At 61.5% G+C, this 16,331-nt stretch carries 15 protein-coding genes; 12 read left to right on the top strand and 3 right to left on the bottom strand.

Annotation, left to right across the window (positions count from 1 at the left end):
- Positions 1 to 11: 11 nt before the first annotated feature.
- A complete protein-coding gene (locus E3O56_RS26220; RefSeq protein ID WP_078822167.1) occupies positions 12 to 875 on the bottom strand; it encodes a PHP domain-containing protein in 864 nt (287 codons plus the stop codon).
- 87 nt (positions 876 to 962) lie between these two features.
- Here E3O56_RS26220 and E3O56_RS26215 point away from each other — a divergent pair, with 87 nt between their 5' ends.
- The 6 genes from E3O56_RS26215 (at position 963) to E3O56_RS26190 (ending at position 5,999) form a co-directional block, all read left to right on the top strand.
- Complete coding sequence (locus tag E3O56_RS26215) at positions 963 to 1,559, top strand: septation protein A (RefSeq protein ID WP_005790819.1); 597 nt, start codon at positions 963 to 965, stop codon at positions 1,557 to 1,559.
- A 1-nt stretch (position 1,560) separates the two neighbouring features.
- A complete protein-coding gene (locus E3O56_RS26210; RefSeq protein WP_005790820.1) occupies positions 1,561 to 1,860 on the top strand; it encodes a YciI family protein in 300 nt (99 codons plus the stop codon).
- Positions 1,861 to 1,960: 100 nt separating this feature from the next.
- Positions 1,961 to 2,638, top strand: a complete 678-nt coding sequence (locus E3O56_RS26205; RefSeq protein ID WP_078822169.1) for a response regulator transcription factor — start codon at positions 1,961 to 1,963, stop codon at positions 2,636 to 2,638.
- Between the two features lie 103 nt (positions 2,639 to 2,741).
- On the top strand, positions 2,742 to 3,200 hold the full coding sequence (locus E3O56_RS26200; RefSeq protein ID WP_005790823.1) for a hypothetical protein: 459 nt from the start codon (positions 2,742 to 2,744) through the stop codon (positions 3,198 to 3,200).
- A 65-nt stretch (positions 3,201 to 3,265) separates the two neighbouring features.
- The gene (locus tag E3O56_RS26195; RefSeq protein ID WP_032879728.1) at positions 3,266 to 4,609 is read left to right on the top strand and encodes a HAMP domain-containing sensor histidine kinase; all 1,344 of its coding nucleotides are present in this window, start codon (positions 3,266 to 3,268) and stop codon (positions 4,607 to 4,609) included.
- 40 nt (positions 4,610 to 4,649) lie between these two features.
- On the top strand, positions 4,650 to 5,999 hold the full coding sequence (locus E3O56_RS26190; protein ID WP_248129192.1) for a CoA transferase: 1,350 nt from the start codon (positions 4,650 to 4,652) through the stop codon (positions 5,997 to 5,999).
- A gap of 573 nt (positions 6,000 to 6,572) precedes the next feature.
- Here E3O56_RS26190 and E3O56_RS26185 read toward each other — a convergent pair.
- On the bottom strand, positions 6,573 to 7,436 hold the full coding sequence (locus tag E3O56_RS26185; RefSeq protein ID WP_248129191.1) for an AlkA N-terminal domain-containing protein: 864 nt from the start codon (positions 7,434 to 7,436) through the stop codon (positions 6,573 to 6,575).
- The gene (gene arcD, locus E3O56_RS26180; protein WP_248092657.1) at positions 7,433 to 8,860 is read right to left on the bottom strand and encodes an arginine-ornithine antiporter; all 1,428 of its coding nucleotides are present in this window, start codon (positions 8,858 to 8,860) and stop codon (positions 7,433 to 7,435) included. Before arcD (E3O56_RS26180) ends, E3O56_RS26185 begins: the two co-directional genes overlap by 4 nt.
- A 404-nt stretch (positions 8,861 to 9,264) precedes the next feature.
- Here arcD (E3O56_RS26180) and arcD (E3O56_RS26175) point away from each other — a divergent pair, with 404 nt between their 5' ends.
- The 6 genes from arcD (E3O56_RS26175) to E3O56_RS26150 all read left to right on the top strand — a co-directional run bounded on the left by arcD (E3O56_RS26175) (position 9,265) and on the right by E3O56_RS26150 (position 16,177).
- Positions 9,265 to 10,692, top strand: a complete 1,428-nt coding sequence (gene arcD, locus E3O56_RS26175; RefSeq protein ID WP_032879725.1) for an arginine-ornithine antiporter — start codon at positions 9,265 to 9,267, stop codon at positions 10,690 to 10,692.
- Positions 10,693 to 10,717: 25 nt separating this feature from the next.
- Positions 10,718 to 11,974 (top strand): arginine deiminase, encoded by a 1,257-nt coding sequence (gene arcA / locus E3O56_RS26170; RefSeq protein WP_005790835.1) that lies wholly within the window; start codon positions 10,718 to 10,720, stop codon positions 11,972 to 11,974.
- Between the two features lie 12 nt (positions 11,975 to 11,986).
- Positions 11,987 to 12,997 carry an ornithine carbamoyltransferase gene (locus tag E3O56_RS26165; protein WP_248129190.1) on the top strand — a complete coding sequence of 337 codons (1,011 nt, stop codon included), beginning with the start codon at positions 11,987 to 11,989 and terminating at the stop codon, positions 12,995 to 12,997.
- 151 nt (positions 12,998 to 13,148) lie between these two features.
- Positions 13,149 to 14,078 carry a carbamate kinase gene (gene arcC / locus E3O56_RS26160; protein WP_248092655.1) on the top strand — a complete coding sequence of 310 codons (930 nt, stop codon included), beginning with the start codon at positions 13,149 to 13,151 and terminating at the stop codon, positions 14,076 to 14,078.
- Positions 14,079 to 14,096: 18 nt separating this feature from the next.
- A complete protein-coding gene (locus E3O56_RS26155) occupies positions 14,097 to 14,459 on the top strand; it encodes a DUF5064 family protein (protein WP_005790842.1) in 363 nt (120 codons plus the stop codon).
- 209 nt (positions 14,460 to 14,668) lie between these two features.
- Positions 14,669 to 16,177: a sigma-54-dependent transcriptional regulator gene (locus E3O56_RS26150; RefSeq protein WP_005790844.1), complete on the top strand. Its 1,509-nt coding sequence runs from the start codon at positions 14,669 to 14,671 to the stop codon at positions 16,175 to 16,177.
- Positions 16,178 to 16,331 lie beyond the last annotated feature (154 nt).

Here is a 16,331-nt window from a genome sequence, read left to right as displayed (position 1 = left end):
GCTCTACCTGTTCAGACGGTGGCAATAATGGGGTCATGCTTGAATCGCCCCCACAACAGCGGCAGATCTTCCGGGACCTGGCGATACTCGCCAATCTCGGACCAGCCGCCTGGGCCATGAAAATCACTGCCGGCACTGACCAGCAGACCAAATTCGCGGGCAAGGATCGCCAGGCTGCCGACCTGTTCCGCCGGTTGATGCCCGTTGACCACCTCGATCGCGTGGCCACCCGCACCAATATAGTCGCTGATCAGCTTGCGGCGCTTGCTGCGGGTGAAATCGTAATGCCAGGGATGCGCCAGGCTGACCCAGGCCCCGGAAGCCCGCAAAGTCTGGACGGTGTCTTCCAGGGTCGGCCAATGCAGCTTCACATCGCCCAACTTGCCGGCCCCCAGCCATTTGCGAAAGGCTTCGGCGCGATCCTTGACATAGCCTTCGCGCACCATCCAGTCGGCAAAGTGCGGACGGGCCGGTGCGTTGCCGCTGTCCCCCAGTTCCTGCTGGATGGCACGGGCGCCGTCGAGGGCGCCGGGCATACCTTTAAGGCTGAGCTTGCGGCTTATTTCTTCGGACCGCAGCCAGCGGCCATCGTGCAATTGGGCAATGGCCGCCACCAACGGCGGGGCATTCTGATCGAAACCGTAGCCAAGTACATGAATGGTGGCGCCGCCCCAGGTGCAGGACAATTCCACCCCGTTGACCAGTTGCATGCCCAAAGAACGCGCGGCTTCGCGGGCTTCATCGAGACCCTCGAGGGTGTCGTGGTCGGTCAACGCCAGCACTTGCACGCCTTTTTCAAACGCACGCGCAACCAGTACCGCGGGCGCCAGGGCGCCGTCGGAGGCCGTGCTGTGGCAGTGCAAATCAACATTCACGTGGGTATGTAACCTCAAGTCAGCTGGCGCTATCGCAACCAAGGATGTTTGTTATTATGCCGCCACATCCAGCTTCTGGCTCTTACTGTGAAACAATTCATCGACTTCATCCCGCTGTTGCTGTTTTTCATCGTTACCAAACTCGACCCCAGGGTCATCGAAATCGCCGGTCACGAGCTGTCGTTCGGGGGTATCTACAGTGCCACTGCCGTACTGATCATCAGCTCCATCGTGGTCTACGGCGCCATCTTCATCTCCCAGCGCAAGCTGGAAAAAAGCCAATGGCTGACCCTTATCGCCTGCCTGGTCTTTGGCGGACTGACCCTGGCCTTCCACAGCGAAACCTTCCTTAAATGGAAAGCCCCGGTGGTCAACTGGCTGTTTGCCCTGGTCTTTATCGGCAGCCACTTCATCGGTGACCGCCTGCTGATCAAGCGGATCATGGGCCACGCGCTGACCTTGCCGGAACCGGTGTGGGTGCGCCTGAACGTGGCCTGGATCGTGTTTTTCCTGTTCTGCGGTGCCGCCAACCTGTTCGTGGCCTTTACCTTCCAGGACTACTGGGTCGACTTCAAGGTGTTCGGCAGCCTGGGCATGACCGTATTGTTCCTGATCGGCCAGGGGATCTACCTGTCGCGTCACCTGCATGACACCGCGCCTACCACGCCGAAAACCGAGGACTGACATGCTCTACGCCATCATTGCCACCGATATTGCCAACTCGCTGGAAAAACGCCTGAGCGTACGCCCTGCCCACGTCGAGCGCCTTAAACAGCTGCAAGCCGAAGGCCGTATCGTACTGGCCGGCCCGCACCCGGCGGTCGACAGCAATGACCCGGGCGACGCCGGTTTCACCGGCAGCCTGATTGTCGCCGAGTTCGCCTCCCTGGCCGACGCCCAGGCCTGGGCCAAGGCCGACCCCTATGTCGCCGCAGGCGTCTACGCTGATGTGGTGATCAAGCCGTTCAAGCAAGTCCTGCCTTGAACCCGGCTGCGTCGAACCTAATCGTTTCGGCGCACTCCTAATGGCTCACGGCGGCACCGGTGGGGTCGTCGCCGTCGACAATGGCTAAATCGAGTGAGTCATGAGCGAGCTGTTACTGATAGATGATGACCAGGAGCTCTGTGAGCTGCTGAACAGTTGGTTGAGCCAGGAAGGCTTCCAGGTGCGCGCCTGCCACGATGGCCTGAGCGCCCGCAAAGCCTTGGCCGAAGCCGCCCCGGCGGCGGTGGTGCTCGACGTGATGTTGCCCGACGGCAGCGGCCTGGAGCTGCTCAAGCAACTGCGCAACGACCACCCGGAACTGCCGGTGCTGATGCTCTCGGCGCGGGGCGAACCCCTGGACCGCATCCTCGGCCTGGAGCTGGGCGCCGACGACTACCTGGCCAAGCCTTGCGATCCGCGCGAACTGACCGCCCGCCTGCGTGCCGTATTGCGCCGCAGCCACCCGACCGCGGTCTCGACCCAGCTTGAGCTGGGCGACCTGTGCTTCAGCCCGGTGCGCGGCGTGGTGAGCATCGATGACCAGGAGTTCACCCTGACCGTCTCCGAAAGCCGCCTGCTCGAAGCCTTGCTGCGCCAGCCCGGCGAGCCCCTCGATAAACAGGAACTGGCGCAGATCGCCCTGGGCCGCAAGTTGACCCTTTACGATCGCAGCCTGGACATGCACGTCAGCAACCTGCGCAAAAAGATCGGCCCGCACCCGGATGGCCGGCCGCGGATCGTGGCGCTGCGCAGTCGCGGCTACTATTACAGCCTCTAGAGGCAGCCTTACCAAATCTTTACCCTCCGCTGACGGCGGCTGACCTTGCTCTGCGTAACCTACTCACATCCGGACTCACCGGAATAGAGACAGGAGAATCACCATGCGCAAGACCCTTATCGCTTTGATGCTCGCCGCTGCACTGCCTACCGTCGCCATGGCCATGCCTGAAGGCCCGGGCCCGATGGGCGGGCACGAAGGCCACATGATGGGCGGCCCTGGCCACGGCGAACACGGCCCGCGTGGTAAAGGCGGCCCGTTCAGCCAGCTGGACTTGAGCAAGGAACAGCGTGAGCAGATCCGCAAGCTGATGGGTGACCAATGGCACGCTCGCAAAGACCTGACCCAAAAGTACCTGGACAAACTCCCGGCCGCTGACCAGAAAGCCATGCAGGACGAGATCGCCGCCGGCAAGCAGAAAACCCAGGCCAATATCCGCGCCGTGCTCAAGCCTGACCAGCAGAAGCAATACGACGAGATCGTCAAAAAGCAAGCCGAGCGCCGCGCCGAGTGGAAGCAATTCCAGGAATGGAAAGCCCAGCAAGCGCAAAAAGCGCAATAATGCAAACGTAATGCCTACGGCCCAGTGGTTCACACCACTGGGCTTTTCCTGTTTGAGGGTTTCCTGTGCGTTCATTGTTCTGGCGTATCCTGGCGAGTTTCTGGCTGGCCATCGCCCTGGTTGGCGGGTTGTCGATTCTGCTTGGGCATATGCTCAACCAGGACGCCTGGATTCTCAGCCGCCACCCCGGCCTGAACAACCTGGCGCAAGAGTGGACGCAACTCTACGAAGCCCAGGGTGAGGACGCCGCCCAGGACTTGCTGCAACAGCGCAAACGCCAGTACCACATCGATGTGCAAGTGCTTAACGAGAGCGGCGAGCCGGTGGTGCGCGGTACCTTCCCGCGTCGCGCCGCCGCCTTTGAAGCCCGGCAGAATGACAGCCAGGACGGCCACCTGCCCTGGCGGCGCCTGACCGCCGAGTACACCAGCGACAAAACCGGCGACACCTACCTGCTGATCTACCGCATTCCCCACCCGGAGTTGGAAGCCTGGCACCGCAGTAGCCTGCTGTGGCCGCTCAGTGCCCTGGCAATCACCCTGGTGGTGTTGACCCTGTTCAGCCTGCTGGTGACCTTGTCCATCACCCGCCCACTCAGCCGCCTGCGCGGCGCGGTGCATGACCTGGGGCAAACCACCTATCAACAAAACAGCCTGGCGCAACTGGCCAACAGGCGCGACGAATTCGGTGTGTTGGCCAATGACTTCAACCGCATGGGCGCGCGCCTGCAAAGCCTGATCGGTAGCCAGCGCCAGTTGCTGCGCGACGTGTCCCACGAACTGCGCTCGCCCCTGGCACGCTTGCGTATCGCCCTGGCCCTGGCCGAGCGCGCCAGCCCCGAAGAGCGGGAAAAACTCTGGCCGCGCCTGACCCGCGAATGCGACCGCCTGGAAGCCTTGATCAGCGAAATCCTGGTCCTGGCGCGGGTCGACGCCGACAACGCCAGCGCCGAAGACATTGACCTCAACCCATTGCTCAAGACCCTGCAAAAGGACGCCCAGCTCGGCGCGCCCGAGCAAGTGGTGCACCTCAGCACCGACGTCGACCTGCGGCTCAAGGGCTGGCCGACCATGATCGAGCGCGCCGTGGATAACCTTCTGCGCAATGCCCAACGCTTCAACCCGGCCGGCCAACCGATTCAATTGCAGGCCCAGCATCAAAACGGGCGCATTCTGATCAGCGTACGCGACCACGGCCCCGGCGTTGAAACCGAACACCTGGGCCAACTGGGCGAGCCGTTTTACCGTGCGCCGGGCCAGACTGCGCAAGGTCATGGCCTGGGCCTGGCCATCGCCCGCCGTGCTGCCGAGCGCCATGGCGGCACCCTGATCCTGGCCAATCATCCCGACGGCGGTTTTGTCGCCAGCATCGAACTGCCCTTGGTCCCAGGGGCTGCCACACCGGTGTGATGTTCTTCTATAGTGGCCCTTCTCTTACGGAGGGCCTTAGATGACTGACCTGCTGACTCCCATCCAAGCTGCACTCGATTTACCGCACATTGCGCTGCCCGAGACCTCGGCAGGCGCGCTGCCCTCGTCCTTCGCCGTGACCGACCTGGCCGTCGCCAGCATCGGCGCCGCTGGCCAGGCTGTTGCCCAGTTGATCCAGCAACAGACCGGGCGGCTGCCCAGCGTCAGCGTGGATCGGCGTCTCGCCTCGCTGTGGTTTTCTTCGTCGATTCGCCCAGTGGGTTGGCAAGTACCGCCGCTGTGGGACCCAGTGGCCGGTGACTACGCCAGCGCCGAGGGCTGGATTCGTCTGCACACCAACGCACCCCATCACCGTGCAGCGGCCGAACGGGTGCTTGGGCCTGTGGCCGACCGCGCCGAGATGGCGACCAAAGTCGCTACATGGAACGCCGCAGAACTGGAACAGGCCATTGTCGACGCCGGCGGTTGTGCGGCGCAGATGCGTACGTGGCAAGCCTGGCAGCAGCATCCGCAAGGCTTGGCGGTGAATGCCGAAGAGTTGATACAGCGTCAGGTCTTCGACCCTGGTATCGACAAACCCTGGCTTGGCTCACCTGCGCGCCCGCTGGCGGGTATCAAGGTGCTGGACTTGACCCGCGTATTGGCCGGCCCCGTGGCCAGTCGTTTCCTCGCCGGATTGGGTGCAGATGTACTGCGCATTGATTCGCCAACCTGGAACGAACCGGGCGTGGTACCGGAGATGACCCTGGGCAAGCGCTGTGCCCGCCTCGACCTGAAAAGCCCTGAAGGCCGGCAGGTATTCGAAGCCTTGCTCAAGGACGCTGACGTACTGTTCCATGGTTACCGCGCCGATGCACTGGAACAGCTGGGTTACACCCTCGGCGAGCGCCAACATATCGCCCCCGGCCTGATTGACGTCAGCCTCAATGCCTATGGCTGGAGTGGCCCGTGGCGTAACCGTCGCGGTTTTGACAGCCTGGTGCAGATGAGCAGCGGGATCGCCGAGGCGGGCATGGCCTGCAAGCAAGCGGATAAGCCCGTGCCGCTGCCGGTGCAGGCGCTGGATCACGCTACCGGTTACCTGATGGCCGCCAGTGCGATCCAGGCCTTGAGCGAGCGGTTTGCGTCAGGTCGGGGCGGTTCGGCGCGGTTGTCACTGGCGCGCACGGCCAAATTGCTGGTGGACGCAGGACAGGTGCCGCAGCACGCAGCGTTGCGCGGCGAAGACATCAATGATCAAGGCTTGGTGGTAGAGCAGACCACCTGGGGCCAGGCCCATCGGTTACTGGCGCCGCTGAGCATCAGTGGCACGCCGTTGCAGTGGGATTTGCCGGCAGGGGAATTGGGCGCGCACCGGCCTCAGTGGTGAACTGAAGACCGCCATCGGGGGCAAGCCCCCTCCCACTTTTGAATGTATTCACACATCAAATGTGGGAGGGGGCTTGCCCCCGATGAGCATGGGTATCTACACAACTTCGTAGCAGTCACCAGTAACCACGATGCGAAGCGAGCCGCTCTTGATCTGTTTTTGATCTTGGGCGCCCCGTTAAACCACGCTGGCCGGAATTCGACAGGGATTTTGGGGGTAAACCGGCAGGGATGCCGGTTTAGCCGCCCCGCGCCATGGATGGCGCGTGGCGGCGGCCCCCCAAATCCCTGTCGGATTACGGGCACACCGAGCCTGAGCGAGGTGCCGAGTGGTGGGGCGAGGACCTTTTGCTTACTTTTGGGTCCTTCCAAAAGTGAGCCGCTGTAAGAGCGGAACCCTAAGTGGCCGTTACCTAAATAACGGATATGTACTCGGTTTGATCCGGCATCCTGGTCGGCCCTAAGGCCGCCATCGGGAGCAAGTCGAATCGTCGCACCGCCCCTCCCACAGCTACAGCGCCATACCAGAAGTTGTGTAGATACCCATGTCCCGATGAGGCCAGTACAGCCCCCATCAATCCCCGCGGTTCAACGACGTCCACAAATGCTGCGCTGCATACGCCCTCAACGGCCGCCACGCCTCTGCCCGCGCCAGCAACTGCCGTGCCGACACCGGCCCGCCTTCCAGCGCCGTCAGCGCATTGATCAAGCCGATGTCCCCCGACGCAAACGCATCCGCCTCGCGCAACTGGCGCATGGCGATGTACTGCGCGGTCCAATCGCCAATCCCCGGCAATGCCACCAAGCGTGCAACACCGTCCTTGAGACTGGCCTTGGGCTCGAAAATCCGAGGGTCATCCAACAACGCCTGGGCCACACCGGACAAGGTGCGGCCTCGCGCCTTGGGCATGCCCAGGGCCGCCAGGTCCGCCGCCGCCAGCACCTCGGGTGCCGGGAACAGGTGAGTAATACCGGCGTGGGGGGTTTGCAACGGCTGGCCATACTGCGCCACCAGCTTGCCCGCCAACCGGATCGCCGCCGCCACCGTGATCTGCTGGCCCAGCACTGCGCGAATGGCCAACTCCAGGCCGTCCCATGTACCCGGCAACCGCAGCCCTGGTCGAGCCGCAACCAGTTGCGCCATCAACGGGTCCTTGGCCAATTGCAGGTTGATCACGGCGGGCACGGCATCCAGATCGAACATCCTGCGCAGGCGCCGCTCGATCTCGGGCAGCGCGACCGGCTCGGGAAAGTCGACCGTCACCTCCAGCCAATCCCCCGCCCCCGGCGCGACGCTGATCCAGCCATGTCGCCCGGCCACACTGATGCTGCGTCGATACACTCCGGCCACCACGGTTTCCAACCCGGTGATTGCCCGGGCCGATAAGAACTCCACCATCGCCGCCCAGTCGTAAGGCGGTTGATACGCCAACCTCACAGCGACAATACCCCGCTATACAGCCCGTACGCAGCCAACCCGGCGCCCGCGATCACACAACCGAAAATGCCTTTTTCAAGCGAGGTAAACAACGGGCGGCCCTGCTCCCGCTTGGCCAGGGCAAACAGGATCACACCCGGTGCATACAGCAGCGCCGACAGCAGCAAATATTTCAAACCGCCCGCATACAACAGCCACACCGCGTAACCGAGGGCAATCAAGCCTACCAGCAGATCCTTCATGCGTCGGCGCTGAGCGCCTTGATAGGTTTCGCCGCGCGCGCTCAACAGCACCGCATAGGCCGCCGACCACAGGTACGGCACCAGAATCATCGAAGACGCCAGGTAGATCAGGGTGGTATAGGTACTGGCCGAAAACAGCGTGATCACCAGAAATGCCTGGATCATCACATTGGTCAGCCACAACGCGTTAACCGGCACCTGATTGGCATTTTCCTTTTTCAGGAACGCCGGCATGGTCTTGTCATGGGCAGTGGCATAGAGGATTTCCGCGCAGAGCAACGCCCACGAAAGCAATGCCCCGAGCAGCGAAACCGCCAGGCCGAGGCTGATCAATACTGCGCCCCAGGGCCCGACAATATGCTCCAGCACGCCCGCCAGGGACGGGTTCTGCAACTGCGCCAGTTCCGGCTGGCCCATGATGCCCAACGACAGCACATTCACCAGCACCAGAAGCGCCAGCACGCCCAGGAAACCAATCACCGTCGCGCGCCCCACATCCGAGCGTTTCTCGGCCCGCGCCGAGTACACACTGGCGCCTTCGATACCGATAAACACAAACACCGTGACCAGCATCATGTGGCGCACCTGCTCGACCACGCTGCCCATCTGCGGGTTGCCCAGGCCCCAGATATCACGGGTGAAGATGTCGGCCTTGAACGCCACGGCGGCAATCACGATAAACATCAGCAGCGGCACGATCTTCGCCACGGTGGTGATCTGGTTAATGAACGCCGCTTCCTTGATTCCGCGCATCACCAGAAAATGCACCGCCCACAGCAACAGCGATGCACAACCGATGGCCAGTGGTGTATTGCCCTGACCGAACGCCGGGAAGAAGTAACCCAGGGTGCTGAACAGCAACACGAAATAGCCGACGTTGCCCATCCACGCACTGATCCAGTAGCCCCAGGCCGAGGAGAACCCCATGTAATCGCCGAAGCCGGCCTTGGCGTAGGCGTACACCCCGGAATCCAGTTCCGGTTTGCGGTTGGCCAGGGTCTGGAACACAAACGCCAGGGTCAACATGCCAACCGCGGTAATGGCCCAACCGATCAGCACCGCGCCTACTTCGGCGCGGGCCGCCATGTTTTGCGGGAGCGAGAAGATCCCGCCGCCGATCATCGAACCTACTACCAGGGCGATCAGGGCACTGAGCCGAAGTTTCTGGGCTGGTTGGGACATGCAGGTTCCTCGCAATAAATGTTTGAGCCGACCACCGCGCACTCAACTAATTCAATTTAATGACGCTAGCGTTTCATAACATAAGGGTATGTAAACGCAGGAAGTTTAGGCTTATTTAGAATTTAAATACGGCAATTATGAAGCGCTCGTCAGGCAACATACAAAAAGTTTGCACATTCGCAAATACGAACTAGCTTCAACACCCATGCCCCAGACCAAATGATTAACCACATTGTAGGAGACCGCTCTAGCGAGCGCCTTTGCACAGGCCGTGTCGCCCCGCAACTTCCACCCTAAGTCGTTAATTCACAATGGAATGTGCCAATGAACTGATCTGAGTCAGCTGTTTTATTAGCGCACGGAATTATTCTGTGATCTCTCTTCTCCTGCATTGGAGTCACGCAATGTCTGATTCTCCCGGAAAACTTAGGCTTGGTGCGCTGGTTGCACTTGTCGTGGGCTCAATGATTGGCGGCGGGATCTTTTCACTCCCGCAAAACATGGCCGCCAGTGCCGACGTAGGCGCCGTGTTGATTGGTTGGGTGATCACCGCCATCGGCATGTTGACCCTCGCATTCGTGTTCCAGACCCTCGCCAACCGCAAGCCCGATCTCGACGGCGGGGTGTACGCCTACGCCAAGGCCGGTTTTGGCGATTACATGGGGTTCTCATCGGCCTGGGGTTACTGGATCAGTGCCTGGCTGGGCAACGTCGGGTACTTCGTACTCTTGTTCAGCACCCTGGGTTACTTCTTCCCGATCTTTGGCGAAGGCAACACGCCAGCGGCGGTGATAGGTGCCTCGGTACTGCTGTGGGCGGTGCACTTTCTGGTGCTGCGCGGCATCAAGGAAGCAGCGTTCATCAACCTGGTGACCACCGTTGCCAAGGTGGTGCCGCTGCTGCTGTTCGTGCTCATCGCCCTATTCGCGTTCAAGCTGGACATCTTCACCGCAGACATCTGGGGGGTAAAAAACCCTGACCTGGGCAGCGTGATGAACCAGGTGCGCAACATGATGCTGGTCACTGTGTGGGTGTTCATCGGCATCGAAGGCGCGAGCATCTTTTCCTCCCGTGCCGAGAAACGCAGCGACGTGGGCAAGGCCACCGTGATCGGTTTTATCACCGTGCTGCTGTTCCTGATGCTGGTGAACGTGCTGTCTTTGGGGATCATGACCCAACCGGAACTGGCCAAGTTGCAGAACCCGTCGATGGCTGCCGTGCTTGAGCATGTGGTGGGCCACTGGGGTGCGGTGCTGATCAGCGTCGGCTTGATCATCTCGCTGCTGGGCGCGTTGCTGTCGTGGGTGCTTCTGTGTGCGGAGATCATGTTTGCCGCCGCCAAGGACCACACCATGCCGGAGTTCTTGCGCAAGGAAAACGCCAACCATGTGCCGGTCAATGCCCTGTGGCTGACCAACGCGATGGTTCAGATATTCCTGGTGATCACCCTGTTTTCCGCGAGCACCTACCTGTCGCTGATCTACCTCGCCACCTCGATGATCCTGGTGCCTTACCTGTGGTCGGCGGCCTACGCCCTGCTGCTGGCGGTGCGCGGCGAAACCTACGAAAACGCGCTCAAGGAGCGCAAGAAAGACCTGTTCATCGGCGCCGTCGCCCTGATCTACGCGATCTGGCTGCTCTATGCCGGCGGCACCAAGTACCTGCTGCTCTCCGCCCTGCTCTACGCCCCCGGCGCGATCCTGTTCGCCAAGGCCAAGCGTGAACTGGGCAAACCGATTTTCACCAACGTCGAGAAGCTGATTTTTGCCGCAGTGGTCATTGGCGCCCTGGTGGCGGCCTATGGGCTCTACGACGGCTTCCTGACTCTGTAATTGTATGTTCACTGGAGGATCTGTAATGACCACGGAAAAAGTTAAGTACGGCGTACATTCCGAAGCCGGCAAACTGCGCAAAGTCATGGTGTGCTCCCCAGGTTTGGCCCACCAGCGGCTGACCCCCAACAACTGCGACGAGCTGCTGTTCGATGACGTGCTGTGGGTGGCCCAGGCCAAACGCGACCACTTCGACTTCGTGACCAAGATGCGCGAGCGGGATATTGATGTGCTGGAAATGCACAACCTGCTCACCGATATCGTCGCCATCCCCGAAGCGCTGGACTGGATCCTGCAACGCAAGATCACCGCCAACACCGTGGGCCTGGGCCTGGTCGACGAAGTCGGCTCGTGGCTGCGTAGCCTGGAGCCGCGCAAGATCAGCGAGTATTTGATCGGTGGCGTATCGGCCGATGACCTGCCGAGCAGCTTTGGTGGCAAGACCATCGAGATGTTCCGCGACTTCCTCGGCCACGCCAGCTTCATCCTGCCGCCGCTGCCCAACACCCAGTTCACCCGCGACACCACCTGCTGGATCTATGGCGGCGTAACGCTCAACCCGATGTACTGGCCGGCCCGACGCCAGGAAACCCTGCTGACCTCCGCCATCTACAAGTTCCACCCGGAGTTCACCAACGCGGACTTCCAGATCTGGTACGGCGACCCCGACCAGGAGCACGGCGCTGCCACACTGGAAGGCGGCGACGTGATGCCGATTGGCAATGGCGTGGTGTTGATCGGCATGGGCGAGCGCTCGTCCCACCAAGCCATCGGCCAACTGGCGCGCAACCTGTTCAAGAACAAAGCGGTGGAGCGCGTCATCGTGGCCGGCCTGCCCAAATCCCGCGCAGCGATGCACCTGGACACCGTGTTCAGCTTCTGCGACCGCGACCTGGTCACCGTCTTCCCGGAAGTGGTCAACCAGATCGTGCCGTTCACCCTGCGCCCTGACGAAAGCAAGCCTCACGGTATCGACATTCAACGGGAGAAAACCAACTTCCTCGAAACCGTCGCCGCAGCGCTCAACCTCAAGGCCCTGCGCGTGGTCGAGACCGGCGGCAACAGCTTCGCCGCCGAACGCGAGCAGTGGGATGACGGCAACAACGTAGTGGCCGTGGAACCCGGCGTGGTGATCGGTTACGACCGCAACACCTACACCAACACCTTGCTGCGCAAGGCCGGTGTGGAAGTCATCACCATCAGCGCCGGTGAGCTCGGCCGTGGCCGTGGCGGCGGCCACTGCATGACCTGCCCGATCATCCGCGACCCTATCGACTATTAAGGAGATTCCATCATGGCTTTCAATATGCGCAACCGCAGCCTGCTGTCGCTGATGCACCACACTACTCGCGAACTGAACTACCTGCTGGACCTGTCCCGCGACCTCAAACGCGCCAAATACACCGGCACCGAGCGTCCGCACCTGCAAGGCAAGAACATCGCGTTGATCTTCGAAAAAACCTCGACCCGCACCCGCTGCGCCTTCGAAGTCGCGGCCCATGACCAGGGCGCCCACGTCACCTATATCGACCCGGTGTCGTCGCAGATCGGCCACAAAGAAAGCATGAAAGACACCGCCCGCGTCCTGGGTCGGATGTTCGATGCCATTGAGTACCGTGGCTTCGAACAGGAAATCGTCGAAGAGCTGGCCAAGTTCGCCGGTGTGCCGGTGTTCAACGGCCTCACTGCCGAATTCCACCCGACCCAGATGATCGCCGACACCCTGACCATGCGCGAACACAGCGACAAGCCGCTGCATGACATCAGCTACGCCTACCTGGGGGACGCCCGCTACAACATGGGCAACTCGCTGCTGATGATCGGCGCCAAGCTCGGCATGGACGTGCGCATCGGCGCGCCGAAAGCGCTGTGGCCGCACGAGGATTTCATCAAGCAATGCCAGGCATTTGCCGAGGAAAGCGGCGCGTGCATCACCATCACCGAAGACCCGAAAGAAGCAGTGAAGGGCGTGGACTTCATCCACACCGATATCTGGGTGTCCATGGGCGAGCCGGTGGAAGCGTGGGACGAGCGTATCGAGCAACTGCTGCCGTACCAGGTCAACGCGAAGATGATGAAAGCCTCGGGCAACCCCCGGGTGAAATTCATGCACTGCTTGCCGGCGTTCCATAACAGCGAAACCAAGGTCGGCAAGGACATCGCGGCGCGCTATCCGCACCTGGCCAATGGTGTGGAAGTGACCGAGGAAGTCTTCGAGTCGCCGGCCAATATCGCGTTTGAGCAGGCGGAAAACCGCATGCATACCATCAAGGCGATCCTGGTGTCGGCGTTGGCGGATATCTAACTCTCACTGTCGGAACAGGGTTCAAAAATGTGGGAGGGGGCTTGCTCCCGATAGCGGTGGCTCAGCTATAGATAGATTGACTGTCCTGCCGCCATCGGGAGCAAGCCCCCTCCCACATTGGGCTCTGCTCACACCCTAAAAGGATTGCATTATGCGCATCGTCGTAGCCCTGGGCGGCAACGCCCTCCTGCGCCGTGGTGAACCCATGACCGCAGACAACCAACGCGCCAATATCCGCATCGCTACCGAACAGATCGCCAAGATCCACGCCGGCAACGAACTGGTGATCGCCCACGGCAATGGCCCGCAAGTCGGCCTGCTGTCGTTGCAGGCGGCGGCCTACACCAGCGTCTCACCCTACCCGCTGGACGTACTGGGCGCTGAAACCGAAGGCATGATCGGCTACATCATCGAACAGGAACTGGGCAACCTGCTGGACTTTGAAGTGCCGTTCGCCACCCTGCTTACCCAGGTGGAAGTGGACGCCAAGGACCCCGCCTTCCAGAACCCCACCAAGCCTATCGGCCCGGTGTATGCCAAAGCCGAAGCGGAACAACTCGCCGCCGAAAAAGGCTGGGCCATCGCCCCCGATGGCGACAAATACCGCCGTGTGGTTGCCAGCCCGCGCCCTAAACGCATCTTTGAAATCCGCCCGATCAAGTGGCTGCTGGAGAAAAAAGCCATCGTGATCTGCGCCGGCGGCGGCGGCATCCCGACGATGTATGGCGAAGACGGCAAGCTGCGCGGCATTGAAGCGGTGATCGACAAAGACCTGTGCTCGTCGCTGCTGGCCGCGCAACTGGACGCCGACCTGCTGGTAATCGCCACCGACGTCAATGCCGCTTTTATCGACTTCGGCAAGCCAACCCAGAAGGCCATCGGCCAGGCCCACCCGGACGACATGGAAAAACTCGGCTTCGCCGCGGGCTCCATGGGCCCCAAGGTACAGGCAGCCTGCGAGTTCGCCCGCCAGACTGGCAAAACCGCGGTGATCGGTTCACTCTCGGATATCGAAGCCATCGTCCAGGGCAGCGCCGGCACTCGCATCAGCACGGCCAAACCTGGCATCACCTATCTGTGAAGTAGAGGAGAAACGCCTATGGCCATCTTTGAACCCGGTCACTTGCACGTCGAACGTCACGCGCTCAACAAGGACGACTACAGCTACAACCTGTGCATCGACTATGAAGTCAGCCAGGACCCCAAGGAAGGCAAAGGCATGTTATTCAAACTGCACGGTTCGGTGCAGGGCAAGGACCTCAAGGAGGAGTTCTTCCTGCCCAAGGACCAGGCATTCGACTTTGCGCGGCATGCGATGAACATCGCGCAGAAATACGGCATGCCGAAGGTCGCGGTGTTGAACGGCTCGATGCACAAGCAGTACGACTTGATGTTTGAGGACGTGCGGCATCAGTTGGATGTGAAGCCAGGCGACCCGGTCAAACCCGAACACCTGGAGTAACACGCCTGCACTGACACAATACAGTTCAAAATGTGGGAGGGGGCTTGCTCCCGATAGCAGTGTGTCAGCCACAGGTTGATTGGCTGATCCAACTATATCGGGAGCAAGCCCCCTCCCACATTTTGATCTCCATCATTTGTCAGATTTCACCTGCGCCCCGCGCCAAGGCATACTTGCCGCCTCTGCTCTCCAGAATTGCCAATCGCCCCATGCGTATCCACGTCAGCTTCATCGACCGCGTCGGTATCACCCAGGAAGTCCTGGCCTTGCTCGGTGGGCGCAATCTCAACCTGGATGCGGTGGAGATGGTGCCGCCCAACGTCTATATCGACGCACCCACCCTCAGCGCCGAGGTGCTTGAAGAACTGCGCGATGCGCTGTTCAGCGTGCACGGCGTGCAAGCGGTGAAGGTGGTCGACATCCTTCCGGGCCAACGCCGCCACCTGCAACTGGACGCCCTGCTGGCAGCCATGACCGACCCGGTGCTGGCCCTGGACAGCGCGGGCAAGATTTTGCTGGCCAACCCGGCATTGATCGCGCTGTACGGGCGCGAACCGGCCGGCGAAAGCATCGCCGAGCTGTTCAACGACCCCGCGCTGCTGGAGACCTTGCTGGAGCATGGCTTTCGCTTGCCGTTGCGCGAGATCAGCGTCAATGGCCAGACCCTGCTGCTGGACGCCACGCCGATCACCGACGCCGGAGCCCTGCTCACCCTCTACCAGCCCAACCGCATCGGCGAACAGCTATCGGCGCTGCACCACGACCATGCCGAAGGTTTTGATGCTCTGCTGGGCGAATCCCCGGCGATCCGCACCCTCAAGGCACGGGCACAACGGGTGGCGGCGCTGGATGCACCGCTGCTGATCCAGGGCGAAACCGGCACCGGCAAGGAGCTGGTGGCCCGCGCCTGTCACGCGATCAGCACGCGCCACAGTGCACCGTTTTTGGCGTTGAACTGCGCGGCGCTGCCGGAAAACCTCGCCGAAAGCGAGTTGTTCGGTTACGCCCCGGGCGCCTTTACCGGCGCCCAGCGCGGTGGCAAGCCAGGGCTGATGGAACTGGCGAACCAGGGCACGGTGTTTCTCGATGAGATCGGCGAGATGTCGCCGTACCTGCAAGCCAAGTTGCTGCGTTTTCTCAACGACGGCAGCTTTCGCCGGGTGGGCGGTGACCGTGAGGTGAAGGTCAATGTGCGCATCCTCAGCGCCACCCACCGCGACCTGGAAAAAATGGTCAGTGAGGGCACCTTTCGCGAAGACCTGTTCTACCGCCTCAACGTGCTTAACGTTGAAGTGCCGCCACTGCGCGAACGCGGCCAGGACATCCTGCTGCTGGCCCGCTATTTCATGCAGCAAGCCTGCGCGCAGATCCAGCGCCCGGTCTGCCGCCTGGCGCCCGGCACCTATCCAGCGCTGCTGGGCAACCGCTGGCCGGGCAATGTGCGCCAGCTGCAAAACGTGATCTTCCGCGCCGCCGCCATCTGCGAGGGCAGCCTGGTAGACATCGGCGACCTGGACATCGCCGGTACGTCGGTGGCGCGCCAGAGCGATGGCGAAGTCGACAGCCTGGAACAGGCGGTGGAAGACTTCGAGCGCGATCTGCTGGAAAAGCTCTACGCCAGCTACCCCTCGACGCGCCAGCTCGCCAGCCGATTGCAGACTTCCCACACGGCGATTGCCCATCGCTTGCGCAAGTACGGCATCCCCAACAAGCCCTGATTCAAGTTGGAATACAAACAAATGTGGGAGGGGGCTTGCTCCCGATAGCGGTGTGTCAGCCATAAATCTTTGACTGATACACCGCTATCGGGAGCAAGCCCCCTCCCACATTTGGAGAGCATTCCAAAATTTGGTCCAGGAACGACATTCAGTG

Origin of the sequence: Pseudomonas sp. W2Aug9 (genome assembly GCF_023127755.1) — a bacterium.
GTDB classification, from domain to species: Bacteria; Pseudomonadota; Gammaproteobacteria; order Pseudomonadales; family Pseudomonadaceae; genus Aquipseudomonas; species Aquipseudomonas synxantha_A.
This window is presented reverse-complemented; position numbering and strand designations above follow the sequence as displayed.